General features: G+C 63.2%; 15 protein-coding genes. 9 read left to right on the top strand and 6 right to left on the bottom strand.

Annotated elements, in window-relative coordinates; genetic code table 11:
• The first annotated feature begins 198 nt into the window (after positions 1 to 198).
• From XH80_RS29445 to XH80_RS29435, 3 genes are all read left to right on the top strand, one after another.
• Positions 199 to 1830 (top strand): type II and III secretion system protein family protein, encoded by a 1632-nt coding sequence (locus XH80_RS29445; RefSeq protein WP_271601599.1) that lies wholly within the window; start codon positions 199 to 201, stop codon positions 1828 to 1830.
• An 11-nt stretch (positions 1831 to 1841) separates the two neighbouring features.
• Positions 1842 to 2243 (top strand): hypothetical protein, encoded by a 402-nt coding sequence (locus tag XH80_RS29440; protein ID WP_271601598.1) that lies wholly within the window; start codon positions 1842 to 1844, stop codon positions 2241 to 2243.
• 78 nt (positions 2244 to 2321) lie between these two features.
• Positions 2322 to 2858, top strand: a complete 537-nt coding sequence (locus XH80_RS29435) for a tetratricopeptide repeat protein (protein WP_271601597.1) — start codon at positions 2322 to 2324, stop codon at positions 2856 to 2858.
• Positions 2859 to 2895: 37 nt separating this feature from the next.
• Here XH80_RS29435 and XH80_RS29430 read toward each other — a convergent pair whose 3' ends face one another.
• Both XH80_RS29430 and XH80_RS29425 read right to left on the bottom strand, forming a co-directional pair.
• Entirely contained in the window at positions 2896 to 3813 is a 918-nt protein-coding gene (locus tag XH80_RS29430) for a hypothetical protein (protein WP_271601596.1), read from the bottom strand.
• A gap of 19 nt (positions 3814 to 3832) precedes the next feature.
• Complete coding sequence (locus XH80_RS29425) at positions 3833 to 3988, bottom strand: hypothetical protein (RefSeq protein WP_271601595.1); 156 nt, start codon at positions 3986 to 3988, stop codon at positions 3833 to 3835.
• Between the two features lie 161 nt (positions 3989 to 4149).
• Between XH80_RS29425 and XH80_RS29420 the strand changes: the two genes are divergently transcribed.
• The 5 genes from XH80_RS29420 to XH80_RS29400 are packed head-to-tail and all read left to right on the top strand — an operon-like array spanning position 4150 to position 8953.
• Positions 4150 to 4512 carry a VOC family protein gene (locus tag XH80_RS29420; protein WP_271601594.1) on the top strand — a complete coding sequence of 121 codons (363 nt, stop codon included), beginning with the start codon at positions 4150 to 4152 and terminating at the stop codon, positions 4510 to 4512.
• Between the two features lie 38 nt (positions 4513 to 4550).
• Positions 4551 to 5576 carry an LLM class flavin-dependent oxidoreductase gene (locus XH80_RS29415; RefSeq protein ID WP_271601593.1) on the top strand — a complete coding sequence of 342 codons (1026 nt, stop codon included), beginning with the start codon at positions 4551 to 4553 and terminating at the stop codon, positions 5574 to 5576.
• A 34-nt stretch (positions 5577 to 5610) separates the two neighbouring features.
• Entirely contained in the window at positions 5611 to 6711 is a 1101-nt protein-coding gene (locus XH80_RS29410; RefSeq protein WP_271601592.1) for a flavin reductase, read from the top strand.
• 3 nt (positions 6712 to 6714) lie between these two features.
• Positions 6715 to 7593 carry an alpha/beta fold hydrolase gene (locus XH80_RS29405; RefSeq protein WP_271601591.1) on the top strand — a complete coding sequence of 293 codons (879 nt, stop codon included), beginning with the start codon at positions 6715 to 6717 and terminating at the stop codon, positions 7591 to 7593.
• 34 nt (positions 7594 to 7627) lie between these two features.
• Positions 7628 to 8953 carry an MFS transporter gene (locus XH80_RS29400; RefSeq protein ID WP_271601590.1) on the top strand — a complete coding sequence of 442 codons (1326 nt, stop codon included), beginning with the start codon at positions 7628 to 7630 and terminating at the stop codon, positions 8951 to 8953.
• Positions 8954 to 9089: 136 nt separating this feature from the next.
• Here the strand turns inward: XH80_RS29400 and XH80_RS29395 are convergent, their stop codons facing one another.
• Together XH80_RS29395 and XH80_RS29390 are read right to left on the bottom strand one after the other, a co-directional pair.
• A complete protein-coding gene (locus XH80_RS29395) occupies positions 9090 to 9968 on the bottom strand; it encodes an IclR family transcriptional regulator (RefSeq protein WP_271601589.1) in 879 nt (292 codons plus the stop codon).
• Positions 9969 to 10076: 108 nt separating this feature from the next.
• Positions 10077 to 10991 (bottom strand): dihydrodipicolinate synthase family protein, encoded by a 915-nt coding sequence (locus XH80_RS29390; protein WP_271601588.1) that lies wholly within the window; start codon positions 10989 to 10991, stop codon positions 10077 to 10079.
• 229 nt (positions 10992 to 11220) lie between these two features.
• Between XH80_RS29390 and XH80_RS29385 the strand changes: the two genes are divergently transcribed.
• Positions 11221 to 12558 carry an MFS transporter gene (locus XH80_RS29385; RefSeq protein ID WP_271601587.1) on the top strand — a complete coding sequence of 446 codons (1338 nt, stop codon included), beginning with the start codon at positions 11221 to 11223 and terminating at the stop codon, positions 12556 to 12558.
• Positions 12559 to 12718: 160 nt separating this feature from the next.
• Here XH80_RS29385 and XH80_RS29380 read toward each other — a convergent pair whose 3' ends face one another.
• Both XH80_RS29380 and XH80_RS29375 read right to left on the bottom strand, forming a co-directional pair.
• Complete coding sequence (locus tag XH80_RS29380; protein WP_271601586.1) at positions 12719 to 13006, bottom strand: YciI family protein; 288 nt, start codon at positions 13004 to 13006, stop codon at positions 12719 to 12721.
• A 69-nt stretch (positions 13007 to 13075) separates the two neighbouring features.
• Complete coding sequence (locus XH80_RS29375; protein ID WP_271601585.1) at positions 13076 to 14047, bottom strand: sugar ABC transporter substrate-binding protein; 972 nt, start codon at positions 14045 to 14047, stop codon at positions 13076 to 13078.
• Positions 14048 to 14087 lie beyond the last annotated feature (40 nt).

The following is a 14087-nucleotide window of genomic DNA, read 5'->3' as shown; positions in this document are numbered from 1 at the left end:
AATGATCTTGGTCCGCACCTTGCGGCCGGCTGAAAACGAGACGTGGCCTGGGCGGCGCGGACTGTAACGGATTTGTAGTGTGACATTTGTAAGCTCTACGACGTGGCGCGATGGAGAGCTGTTAGGGCGCCTGGGAGGTAGATTCCTGGGACGTAGATTTACGGGGATAGTCGCGGGTCGCGGCGAGGGGGAATCGAAATGGGAAGCGGTCGCATTTCGGACGGGGCAGGGCCCAGGCTTGTCGCCTCGAGCGTGATCGCACTTGGTGCAGCGCTTGCCCTTCTCAATTCCGTTGAGTGCGCAGCGGCAGCGGATCGGAAGGGCTCTACCGGCGGCGTCTTCGTCAGCGAGATGAACGACGTCCAGCGGGTCAAGGTGGTCGTCAACAAGTCCCGGACCTTCAAGGTCGATACGCCTTTTGCGACCATCGTCGCAGGCTCGCCCGACATCGTCGATGTGAAGTCGCTGAGCGACCACATGATCTATGTCCAGGGCAAGCAGACCGGCACCACCAACGTCATTCTGTTCGACAGTTCGATGAAGCAGATCGGGATCCTCGACGTCGAGGTCGTGATCGATACCGGCAATCTGCAGCAGAACATCCGGTCCAGCACGGGCATGCAGGGCGTGCGCGTCTCGGCCTCCGAGGGGCAGGTGGTGCTCAGCGGAACCGCAACCGACGCCGTTGCGGCCGAGCGGGCCATGGCGATCGCCACCAGCACGGTTGCTAAAGGAGGCGTCGTCGTCAACGCGATGAGCGTCGCGGCGCCGCAACAGGTGATGCTCGAGGTGCGCTTTCTCGAGGTCAATCGGGATGCCGGTCGCAATCTGGGCGTCAATCTTTATGCCGCGAATGCCAATGGTACAAACGTAGGGAATACAGGCCTGGGCGCGGCGACGGCAAGTCGACAGCCAATCGGTGGCATCAATGGCGCGGTCGGCTCTCCTCCGACCGGCAGCCTTCCGGTCCTCGGAACGATCGGGACGCTCGTCGGCACCGCAGGTGGTGTATCGCCTACGCCGTTCGGAAGCTTGTTGACCAGCATCATTCGGACATCCAACGGAGGCTCGGTCGACCTGCTGATCTCTGCGTTGGAAACCAAAGGATTGGCTCGCCGGCTCGCGGAGCCAAACTTGACCACGCTGTCGGGCGATGCGGCGCGTTTCCTGGCTGGCGGTGAATTCCCGGTGCCGGTGGCGTCTACGGCGGGGACCGCAGGATTGGTCCCGACGGTGACCATCGAATTCAAGAAATTCGGCGTCGAGCTGGCGTTCGTTCCTACCGTGTTGTCGCGCGGCGTGATCAACCTTCGGGTCGAGCCGTCGGTCAGCGAGCTTGATTTCTCCAATGCTGTGCAGATTGCGGGGACGGTCATTCCGGCGTTGAGCCGCCGCGACGCGCGCACCACGGTCGAGCTGCGCGACGGCCAGAGCTTTGCCATCGCCGGCTTGCTCCAGACTCGCAACCGGCAGGACGTTTCGCAGTTGCCCTGGATCGGCTCGGTGCCCGTGATCGGAAGCTTGTTCAGCAGCAAGTCGTACCAGCAGCAGGAAACGGACCTCGTCATCATCGTGACGCCGCGCCTGGTTGCGCCGGCGGCGCCCGGTCAGCAATTGGCGTCGCCGCTCGACTCGCGCCTTCCAGCCAATGATGTCGACTTCTTTCTCAATGGCCAGATGGAAGTCCGCAAGCGTTACAATGATTACGTCAATTCCGGCGGAGACGTGAAGGGCCCGTACGGCCATATCATCGCTCCCGAGCTCAGGGCGCCCGTTCCCGCGCCAGCCGCTGTCGTTACCGATCAGCCGGTCGTGAAGACCCTCAACTAGCGGAGCGAGAGATGGCCATAAGGTATCTGGTTTTATTCGCGCCCTTGCTGCTCGGGGGATGTTACGGCCTCGCCGGTCACGACGAGGTGGATCGCTACTTCCAGCGTTCTGATACCATCACGATGACCGCCGGCGATGCCAAACAGGTCAACGCCGTCACCCACACCGTCAATCCTTGGCCGCGATACGTGGGTGATCGCAGGATTGCATCCGACGCCCGTCGCGTGGGTGCCGCCGTCACGCGCTACGGCAAGACGCAACAGCCGGTGGATCAGCTTCCGGATATCTCTCCTGCGACGAAGCTGCTGGGCCAGCAGCCTCCGATCACCCAGAATGTCAACATCGACGGATTGCCGCCCGGATCGAACGCTGGCGTATCGGTGCCGGTCGGCGGCGGGCTAGGAACCAGGTGAAGAGCCGAAGGGCTTAGCGTTGGACAATTTGACCAGGATAATTCAACGAGTGCGCCGGGCCAGGCGGGGACAGGGGTTATGCGGCGCATCATCTTAATGCTGATCTATTGCTGCCTGGGGACAGCCCTTGCTGGCTGCGAGCAGACATTGCGGGAGGCTGCAATCGTGGCTCCCGTCGACCCGCCCGGCGGGGACCCCGTGCAGGAGCCGACCGACGTCAAGTACTACCCGTCGGACGAGCCTGTGCGGCTGGGCCTGGAGCATTACAATCGCGGCAGTTACGGACTCTCACAGCGCTATTTCAAGGATGCCGTCGAGAAATCACCCAAGGACGTCACTGCCTGGATTGGGCTCGCGGCGAGCTACGACAAGCTGCGTCGTTTCGACCTTGCCGACCAGGCCTATGCCCAGGCGATCCGGCTGGGAGGCGAGACGGTTCAGATCCTGAATGACCAGGGATATTCGTACATGCTGCGCGGCAATCTGAGTGCAGCCCGTCGAAAGTTTGAGAAGGCTTATTCGCTCGATCCAGGCAACCCGGTCATCGCCAATAACCTCGAGCTTCTCAACGGCAGCCGGCGCTTCATCGAAAGACCGCCAAACAATCAGCCTTAAGGGGGCGATCGGCTCCTGCGATCGCGGCCAGTTCTCGTCAATTTGGCCCAATCACAGCGTCAGCTTGACGGCTGCCGCTGCGGACGATGACAACAACGCCATCGCGAACGGTAAATCGCGCGCCGAGCAGTTTCCGCACCTTGTCCGTGATCGCAGAGGCAAAGGGAACGGTTTCTCCCACGACGGGATCGCCGACCTTTATCGTCTCAGTCGCGGGGCCGGCAGCAGGTGCAGGCTTGATATAGTCCCGGACAAACTGAATCTCTTCACGTGACAGGATGAGCGGCGCCTGGCCAGGTTGGGTCTCCAACGGCGGCTTGGGTGTTCCACTGCTTGCCTTTTCGCGTATCTCAATGGCGCTTGCGATCTGATCGAGCCTGGCTACGCGTAGCTTGAGCGCGATGATATCACGTTGCAGTGTTGCGATCTCCAATTTGCGCGCGTTGACCTGCATGAAGACAATGATTACGCAGACGCCACTCACGACCAAGCCGACGCTCAGCAGTGCGATCAACCACCGCTCCAAGTTTCCCATCGACCCTCCGGTCGTCCGGGGGAGTTGATCGCGCTGGAGATGGCGTCGCCAGATGCGACCTGCTCGGTCGATCCAATTGGTAGAGCCCGTTACGCCGGTCGCCGCCTGGCCCGACCCAAAATGCGCGGGCGACGAGGCGGCTTCCTCTCGGGCCGCGTCAACCAACGACGCCGCGTCGACTTGCTCAAGCCCTAGGTTCTCAGGGACGCGATCCGCCGTCGTCAGACGATCGGCAGGGTGGAAGGGATCCATCTGCTCATCGAGCCTGCCCATCTCCGCTCTCATGCAGCCATCCATCAACTTCAGCAGTTCCGCCGACGCGGCTAGAATAGGGTATCCGAGGATCCGATCAATCGGAACGGAAAAGGCTCCAAGCCGCCGCGTGAACTGCTCTAAGGGCAGCTTCAAGAGATAGGGCACCAACTAGAAGCCGGGTCGGTTAGTCACGGCTTTCGGTCTTGCCGCCGAACACCGCGCCCCACTCCCGCTCGATCAGATGTGCCGCGCTCGTCGTCAGGCCCGCCAGCGGCGCGATCTTCCCTTCGAGGCCATCGCCTGCTGGCTCCCCTGCGTAACGCGGGAGTCCGAAAGGCAATTTCGACCGACCGAATGCCTCGGCGCGGCTTCTTCTCCAGATTTGCTTCCTTCGACCCGTTCAGGGAATCGAGATTGACACAAATGAAGACGGGAAGCATGATACAACAATAAGGTATATATTCAACAATATTGAATTCATGGAGAGGGAGGAAAAAAGAGATGCCCCTTGGTGCCATCAGCAGCGTCTACACGGTCGTCAATGACATGGATCGCATGCAGGCCTTCTACGCCGAGGCGCTGGAGCTGCCGCTGTCGTTTCGCGATCACGACAGATGGTGCCAGTTCAAGGCCGGGCCGCTTGCGTTTGCACTGAGTTCAGCAGCTGAGGCGGCGAAGGACGCGTGCGGCAGCGTGATCGTGTTCGACGCGGCCGACCTTGCGTCCGTTGCAGCAAGGATCGAGCGGCTCGGTGGCCGGCATCTGGCAAGCCGCGACATGGGCGCGCACGGCAGCGTCGCAACCTTCGCCGACCCCGAAGGCAATCTGTTTCAGCTTCACGTTCGGCCCGGCCCCTCGGCCTGACTCGGCCTGCGCACATCAATCCAACGAGGAGATCAATCATGAAATTCGGCGTCTTCGACCAGAATGACCGTTCCGGCCTTCCGCTGGCGGAGCAGTACGAGAACCGGCTTCAGCTCGCCGAGCTCTACGATCGTCTCGGCTTCCATTGCTTCCACATGAGCGAGCATCACGGCACGCCCCTGAGCACGACGCCGTCGCCCAGCGTGTGGATGGCCGCGCTGTCGCAGCGCACCGAGAGGCTGAGGCTATGTCCGCTCGTCTATCTGCTGCCGACCTACAACCCGGCGCGCCTCTACGAAGAGATCTGCATGCTCGATCATCTGAGCTGTGGCCGGTTCGAGTTCGGAATCGGGCGCGGCGCCTCACCGCACGAGCTCGACGCAATCGGGATCGACTCCGCGAAGGCGGCGAAGATGTATGCGGAGGCCTTTGAGACGATCCAGCGCTGCTTTACGCAGGATTCCGTCACGACGACGGGCGAGTTCTGGAGCCTGAATGATTATACGGTGGAAATGAAGCCGCTGCAGCGGCCGCGTCCGCCGATGTGGTACGCGGTTGGCTCGCCCGATTCCGTGGTTTGGCCGGCGCGCAACGGCGTGAACGTGGTCTGCGGCGGGCAGGTCTCGCGCGTGCGTGCGATTTCGGACCGCTATCGCGAGGAAATGGCCACGGCTGGCTTGCAAGACAGCTCGCCGCTCATCGGCGTCAATCGCTACATCATCGTCGGCGAGACCGACCGCGAGGCCCATGAGCTCGGTCGGAAGGCCTGGCCGACATTCTACGAGAATTTCATCAAGCTCTGGCGCAAGCACGGCACGCAGCCCGTGAATGCGAAGCTGCCGCCCGCGTTCGACCAACTCGTCGAATCCGGCCATGCGATTGCCGGCTCGGCCCGGACGGTGACGCAAATTCTGTCCGACCAGGTCGCGTCGGGTGGACTGAACTATGTGATCGGAAGCTTCATGTTCGGGACCATGCCGCACGCGGAGGCCGCGGCCTCGATCCGCCGCTTCGCCGAGCATGTCATGCCGGCGGTGGAAGCGGCCGAAGCAGTTGCCGCGTAAACGCAAAGAACGGATGAACGCTGAGGAGGTGGAAATGCCCGATGCTCCCTCGTTCGACAGCCGCGACCTCAGGCGCGTGCTCGGAAGCTTCGTCACGGGCGTGACCGTGGTCACGACGGTCGATGACGCCGGCCAATTCCATGGCGTGACGGCCAATTCGTTCAGCTCGGTGTCGCTCGATCCGCCGCTGGTGCTCTGGAGCCAGGCAGTGAAGAGCGGCAGTCATCCGGCCTTCTTTGAGGCCGAGCGCTTTGCCGTGAATATCCTGGCCGAGGACCAGATCGAGCTGTCGAAGCGGTTTGCGAAATCCTCGCATGCCAAGTTCGCCGGCATCGAGGTCGATCTCGGCGCCGGCGGCGTGCCGCTGCTTCGCGATTGCAGCGCCCGGCTGCAATGTCGGGTCGTGTCCCGGGTGCCGGGCGGCGACCACACGATCTATGTCGGTGAGGTCGTCGCGATCGACCAAGCCGAGCGGAAGCCGCTCGTCTTCGGCAATGGCCGGTATCTGCTGGCGGATCCGCATGATCTGGCCGACAGCACGTTGTCGTCCGATTGCAAGCAGGTCCAGCTCTCGGCGATGCGGCTCGGCATGCGTGCGATCGAGCGTCTGGTCAGGCGGTTCGACGAGACGATGGCGCTCGCCGTCTGGGGCGCCCACGGTCCGACCATCACCCATTGGGAGCCGGCATCCGCTCCGGTGAGCGAAGCGCTTCCCGTGGGGTTGATCCTCCCGGTTACATCGACGGCGACTGGTCTGGCCTTCGCTGCGTACCTTCCTCCTGAAGCAATTGCTGAGACGGCCTTGCCGGGTCAGGACCTGGCGACTTCGGAGGGCGATTGGCACGAACGCCTCGCGGAGGTGCGCCGCCAGGGCCTCGCCAGGCAGGGGCTGGAGACCTTCTATCGCAGCGAGACGGTCATCAACGCCCTCAGCGCGCCCGCGCTCGATGCGGATGGCCGCGCGATGCTGGCGCTGACCGCAGTGGGTGAGGCGGGCCGATTCCGCGCCGACCTCGACGGCGCATTCGCCCGCGCCTTGCGCGACACGGCGAAGGGCCTGTCGCACCGGCTTGGCTACGAAGCTGACCGTTCTGCCGAGCCCGCCAGACGGCTCGATCTCGCCGTTGGGGCTTGAGCGATGGCTGATTTGTCTCCGGCCGATGCCGAGTTCCTCGGGCAGGATTTGCCGGCCCTCGCCCGGGTCGATGTTGCGTCATCGATCTATTCCGGGCAGCAGGGCCAGATCGAATATCGCGCCGCCGGAAATCCGAGCAATGCTGCGGTGCTGATGCTGCACGGGCTGGGCTCCAGTTCGGCAGGATACCGCGCCCAGTTCGCCGGGCTGTCGCGCGATTTCCACGTGATCGCCTGGAACGCCCCCGGCTTCGGTGGAAGCTCACCAATCCCGGGACAGGACGCAAAGATCGACGACTACGCGAGCGCAGTGGAAGGTTTGCTGCGTGCGCTCGGCGTGCGACGGCTGGCGGCGCTGGTCGGCAGCTCCTGGGGAAGCGTTGTGGCGACGGCTTTCGCCAGACAATATCCCGCGCTGGTGGCTAGCCTTGTTCTATCGGCACCCAACACCGCCAGAGGTCATCTCGTCGGTGATACGCGTACCGCCGAGCTCAACGCCTGGCTTCGTACGGCGGACGTCAACATCCCGGTGTCGCGTGCGGCCATCGCGGACAGGCTGCTGACACCGGACACACCGGCACTGGTTCGGCAGCACGTTGAACGCCTGCGCGACGCAATGACGACCCAGGGTTGGCGACAGGCGATCCGGTCAACGTTCACCGTTTACACGCCCGACATCATCTCCGAGGTGCGCTGCCCGATCGCCATCCTCTCCGGCACGCGCGATCAGGTCGCGCCGCAGCAGGATCACGCCGAACGGCTCCTCGCCGCCGCACCTCGGGCGACATCGTATCCATTCGAGGGTTGCGGCCACATTCTCAAGCTTGAAGCTCCCTCGAAATTCAACGCGGTCGTTCGCGAGATGGCCGCTCAAGCGAAGTGAAACGGGCGCAATGACGTCAGGGAGAAGGAAACGCATGGAAACCGAACAAGAAGTCGAGCGGCCTCAACTCGGTGATTGGTGGTTGGTTGGCGTCCTGTGTCTCGTGAATGCTGTTGCGTTCATCGATCGCGCAGCACTGCCGCTCTTGGTGCAGCCGATCAAGCGCGACCTGCAGATTTCAGACACGCTGATGAGCTTACTGATCGGAGCGGCCTTCATCATCACCTACGCGGTCGGCGGATGGTTCGTCGGCATGCTGGTCGATCGGTTCCCGCGTCGGCGGGTCCTGGCCATGGGCATGACCGTGTGGGGCATCTCGACGATGCTCTGCGGCTCCGTCACCACCTATGCAGGCCTCTTTCTTGGCCGCTGCGGCGCTGGAGCAGGTGAAGCCACCTGCGGACCTTCGAGCATGTCGCTGGTCAGAGACGCCTTCCATCCCCGGTTTCGCGGGCGGGCCGTCGCGATCTGGGCCATGGGCGCGAGCATCGGCGGCGGACTGGCGCTATTGGGCGGCGGCGCAATTCTTCACTTCGTGGGGGAGAGCGGGAGCTACGTTCTACCCTTGCTGGGGATCGCCGTTCGCTCATGGCAGCTCGTGCTGATCACGTGCGGCGCGATTGCGCTACCGGTGGCCTTGCTCGTCTACACGTTCAAGGAGCCGGCGAGGCGGTCCGTCGGAACGGGTCAACCTATCGCTCTCAGGGACGCCTTCGAAGCCGTTCGCGATCGCTGGCTCGTCTTCGTCCCGCTGTTTCTGGCGAATGCCGCAACGATCATGTTGTCGGTGGCGTACTCGTCCTGGATACCGGCCTTTCTCGGGCGCGTGTGGAAGATTCCGGCCGGCGAGATCGGACTGACCTATGGTCTCATCGTCCTGTTTCTCAGCACAGCCAGCCAGTTCATCGCCGGCTTTCTCGTCGATGCCGTCTATCGCCGGTTCGGATTGCCGGCGATCCCGGCCCTGGGTGTGGGGATCTCGGCGCTGATCTTCCTTCCGGCAGTCCTTGTTCCGGTCGCGGGGTCCATCGTTGCGGTCTGGATGCTGCTCGCCGTCTTCAATCTTCTGGCCGCGAGCCTGTTCACCATCGGCACATCGACGATCGTGCATCTGTCGCCGGGAGCTGCGATCGGCAAGATCACGGCGGTTCATTTCGCCTGGGTCGGCATTACGGGAACGGCAATCGCGCCGACGCTAGTCGCCGTTGTTGCCGCGCAATTCTTCCAGGGCACTCTCGGCTCGGCTCTCTCCACCGTTGGCGGCGCGCTGGCGGCGATCGGCGGGCTCTGTCTCCTTGTCGTGCACTGGCAGTTGCGACCTGGCCATTCGGTTCCGTCGCTCGCGCGTGAGGCGGCTTAAGCGAATCCGCGTCGTGGTCGCATCAAGCTTGGTGCTATCCGGCCTGCTTGTCGCGCGGATGGCACTGAGGGCGCCGACGGCAAGGTCTCAACGCTCAGAAAGAAAGTTCGCGATTAGCACCTGCAGTCGCGTACCATCAAACAGACCGTTCATCGTGGGTTGCGCCTGCCGTGGTCCGCCGACGACTTTTTTTGGCCGTGTTGCGCTCCGGCAGAGGGGCAGCCGTCCGGCTTTGCAAGTCGGGCTGATAACCCAGTCGGATCGATAGAAGTTCGGCGTGGGTCATCACGGCGCGTGCGAGCTCGGGCACCCGTTCAGGCGTGACGCGGCGCGTCGGGCCACTCACACTGATCGCCGCGAAGACGCGACCGGTGCTGTTGCGGATAGGGGCGCCCACGCACCGCAACTCCGGTTCGTGCTCGCAGTCATCAATCGAATATCCGCGTGTCCTGATCGCGGCCAGTTCGGTCTTCAAGCGCTTCGGCTCGACGATGGTGTTCGGCGTGAAGCGGGCGAGGCCGGCGCGGATGACGCGCTCGATCACCGCCTCGCTCTGGAAGGCGAGCGCCGCCTTGCCGACGCCGGTCGAGTGACAGGGCGAGGCTTCCATCGTGATGACGGTGTTGTGGGGCCGCGCGATTTGATTGCGGCGGTTAACGAAGACCATCTGCGCACCATCGAAGATGCAGAGATGCACGTCCTCACCGCTCAGTTTGGCGAGCGTATCGACGAAGGGCGGTGCCTCGCGATAAAGCGGCAAGTTCGTGAGCGCGCTGCCGCCAAGCTCGAACAGTTTTATGCCGAGGCGGTAGCGATCGCGGCTCGCGTCCTGTTCCAGGAACCCGACGCTGCGCAGGCTGTCGACGATGCGATGAACGGTGGTGCGGGGCAGGCTGGTGCGGCGGGCGATTTCGACCACGCTGAGTTCGGGATCCGTGGAGGAAAAGGCCTCCAAGACCTCGAGCATCTTGAAGAGCGACTTCACGCTCTGTCGACTGCTGTCGACGCTAGTCATGTCGGACCTTTCGGGCGGCGCCACGATGCAATATCCAGGACGCGGACCATATCCGACTTAGACGGAATCGGGCGCGGCGGCAATGCGGCCGCGCCCATTCTCGCATGCTTACTCGGCCGCAACGAGCCTCACGCCGCCTTCGACCTCCATCAACGGCTTGAGCGCCGCCGCGATTGCCTCCTTCTGCCAAGCGGTCGGCGCCGGCATCGGCTGCCGCGGCAGGCCGCTCGGCGAGCCCTGGAGGGTGAGGGCATGCTTCACGCAAGCCGGCAGATTGTCGCCGACGATGGTGTTCCAGAACCGCAGCAGGCGCTTGTGGATCTCGAGCGCGTTGGCGTGGTCGCCACGCTGGACTGCGTTCCACAGGGCGACGCAGGCGCCTGGCACGGCGGCCGGATTGGCCGCAATCGTCCCGTGCGCACCGAGGGCGAAGGACGGGTAGAGCAGCGCATCGACCGCGGTCAGCACTACCTTGCCCGCGGGCACGTCGAGCAGCAGGTCGGCCATCAGCTTGAGATCGCCAGCGCTCTGCTTGACGCCGATCACGCCCGGCAGCTCGTTCATGATGCGCAGGAGCAGCGCGGGGCTCAGATAGTTCCAGGGCACCACGTTGTAGATGATGACCGGCTGCTTGACCGACTCCGACAGCGTCTTGAAGTGTCCGACGGTCGCATCCTCGTCCGGCTTGAAGAGATAGTGCACCGGCGTGATCTGGAGCGCGGCGACGTTGACGTGCTCGATGGCGCGGGCGCGGGCGATGGCCTCGCGGGTCGAGTTTGCGATGATGCCGGCGACGAGCGGGATCTTGCCGTTCAGCTCCTCTGCGCAGGCCTCGATCAGGCGGCGGAATTCGTCGGCGGTGAGCGTGTGACCCTCGCCGGTGCTGCCGCCGACACAGACGCCATGCACACCCTTGTCGAGCAGGAGCTTCACCTGACGGCGAAACGCCTTCTCGTCGATATCGCCGTTCTGGTCGAAGGGTGTGGTGAGGGGCGGAATGATCCCGGTGATCTTTGCTGGCATTTTTCTTCCTAATTTTTGTCCGGAATGTGAACAATTATATACGACAATATACCGTGCGGCGTCAAGCTGGAGGCCCCTCATTGGTCAATTCTGATAGTTTAAGCCGATATGGAAATATCAAACCCTCGCCAAGAATTCCCTTGACATGTGGGATAAAACGCCTCCATGATGTCCGCAATACGGACAAAAAGACGAGCGAGGCTCAGCCTTGCCAAGCGGAGGCGACGTCATGAGCGAGTTGGTAGGATCGATCGAGGCCGGCAGAGTCGCGGATCAATCGGCTGCCGCGATCACGGCGCGTCAGTCCAGCGACATCCGCAAGGTTGCGGTGGCTAGCGCCATCGGCAACATGATCGAGTATTACGACTTTACACTCTACGCGACCGCGACCGCGCTCGTGTTCAACAAGATCTTCTTCCCGAGCACCGATCCGCTGATTGGCTCGCTGCTCGCCTTCGCCACTTTCTTCGTCGGCTATTGCGCGCGCCCGCTCGGCGGCGTGCTGTTCGGTCATTTCGGCGATCGCGTGGGCCGCAAGACCGCGCTGCTCCTCACCATCCTGATCATGGGGCTCGGCACGTTCCTGATCGGACTGATGCCGACCTATGAGCAGGTCGGCGTGCTTGCTCCGATCTGTCTGATCGGGCTGCGTCTGCTTCAGGGCATCGGCATCGGTGGCGAGTACGGCGGCGGCATGACGATGACGGTCGAGCATGCGCCCGCAGACCGCCGCGGCTTCTTCTCCTCGCTGGTCCATGTCGGCGTGCCCGCCGGCTTCCTGATCCCGATCGCGCTGCTCGGAATCCTGTCGACCTCGATGAGCGAGCCCGACTTCCTGGCCTGGGGCTGGCGGATTCCGTTCCTGTTCTCGATCGTCCTCGTTGGCGTCGGCGTCTTCATCCGCTTCCGCATCGCCGAGACGCCGGCGTTCAAGCGCGTGCTGAACGAGGAGGGCGCCGCCAGCGTGCCTGTCGTCGAGGCGGTGCGCAATCATGCCGGCAACATCCTGTTCGGCATCGGCGCCAAGATCGCCGAGAGCGGGCTGTTCAACATCTATGCGGTATTCGCGATCACCTATTGCAAGACCAGACTGGGCCTTCCGAGCCAAACCATCCTGAACGGTGTTCTGGTCGGCTGCGCGCTGGAATGCGTCACGTTACCGGTGTTCGGCGCGCTGTCGGACCGGATCGGGCGCCGCGCCGTCTATGTCGGCGGCATGCTGTTCCAGGTCGTGCTCGCGCTCGTGTTCTTCCAGATGCTGAACACCGGACACACCGGGATGATCTGGCTCGCAATTGCGCTCGGTCTCGCGCTCGGCCACGGCTCGGTCTATGGCGTGCAAGGCGCCTATTTCTCGGAGCTGTTCCCGGCGCGCATCCGCTATAGCGGCCTGTCGCTGGTGCAGCAACTCGGCCCGATCCTGGGCGGCGGCCTGTCGCCGCTGATCGCGACGGCGCTGCTTGCCGCATACGGCTCGCCCTCCTGGGTCGCCCGCTACATGGCGGCCATGGCGCTGCTCTCCGCCGCCTGCGCCTTCGGTCTGCGCCCGCTGCGCGCGGGTGCCTGAGCTCACTCCTGCTTTGAAAATCACCCGACCGATCGAGGCGGGCTCGTCAAGACATCGGAGGAAATTCCATGGTCTCTCCCGTGCACCTCTCGAGGCGCAGTCTGATCAAGTCCCTCGCGCTCGCGCCGCTCGCGTAGCCCAGCTCGAGGACGCGTCACGTTTAGCCCTGTCGCCGCAGAAATCCCGTGATCGTGACCTTCTCCCAGATGCCCGCCGCGGCGAACGGATCGGCGCGGTTGAACGCTTCAACCTCAGCCCGGCCAGGGGCTTCGATCAGGAACAGGCTGCCGATCATGGTGGCACCATCGTCGGCGACCAGCGGTCCCGACATCACGATCTTGACTCGGAAGCGTGAGGTGTCGCCGAGGAAGGCCTTGTGGGCATCGTAATTGGCAAGCCGCGTCGGCAGGGCGCCGGCGCGGTCGATGGCATGGATGGCGAACAGCATGATGTCTCCGGGGTTCTCGGGGCGGCTGTCATGTCGGCCGCCCCGGTGATTGATCAGGACGAGCCGCGATTACTTCTTGCCGAGCTTGCTGGCTTCTTCGAAGGTCGGACAGGTGCGCTGCTCGAGCGGCGTGTCGAACGGCTGGTAATTGTCCTTGGTGATGACTGTCGGCTTCAGCACGATCTCGGCGATGACAGGCTGCTCGCGCAAGGCCCGGATCGCCATCATGGTGCCGATGCAGCCTTGGAAAAAGCCGTTGTAATCGCCGCTCGCGAGCAGCTTCCCGGACTTGATCGCGTCGATCGCTTCCTTGGTGCCGTTGATGCCGATTACCTGGGCTTTTCGGTTGGCGCCGTCGAGCGCTTCGATCGCGCCGACCGCCATGGCATCGTTGGCGGCGAGCACGCCGTCGATCTGCGAATTCGACTGCATCAGGTTTTCCATCACCTGGAGCGCCTGGAGCCGTTGATAATTGCCGGGCTGCGAAGCCAGCAGCTTGGCGCCCGGATTTTCCTTCAGCGCGTCATTGAAGCCGCGGACGCGGTCGACATTGGTCAACGAGCCCTTGACTCCTTCGATGATGACGATGTTGCCCTTGCCGCCCAGCGTCTTGAGCAGGAAGCGCGCGGTCTCGAGCCCCAGGCTGTAATCGTCGGCGCCGACGAAGGAGAGGAACTTGCCGCCCGCGGAACGGTCGGTGATGTTGACGACGGGGATCTTGGCCTCGTTGATCTTCTCGACGCCGGGTACCATCGCCTTGTAGTCGACAGGTGTGAACACGATGGCGCTCGGCTTTTTCACCACGACGTCCTCGATCTGGCTGAGCTGCTCGGGGATCGAATCCGGCTTGGTCGGGATGTATTGCAGCGTCTTCGCGTTCAGCGTCTTCGCCATGTTGTCGGCGCCGACCCGCACCGTCTGGAAGAACGGGTTGGTCTGGTTCTTGGTGAAGACGGCGATGGTCTCGCCGTCGGCGCGAGCCTGGGACGTCAACGCCGCCATCAGCAGCGGCAGTACCAGATAGCCGAGTTTCGATTTCATAGTGCCTCCATCCCTCATTTTGCTTGTTGGATTTCGAAAT

It is taken from the genome of Bradyrhizobium sp. CCBAU 45384 (assembly GCF_028128665.1).
Lineage (GTDB): Bacteria > Pseudomonadota > Alphaproteobacteria > Rhizobiales > Xanthobacteraceae > Bradyrhizobium > Bradyrhizobium manausense.
Note: the sequence above shows the minus strand (reverse complement) of the source record. Positions and strands in the feature narration are given on the sequence as shown.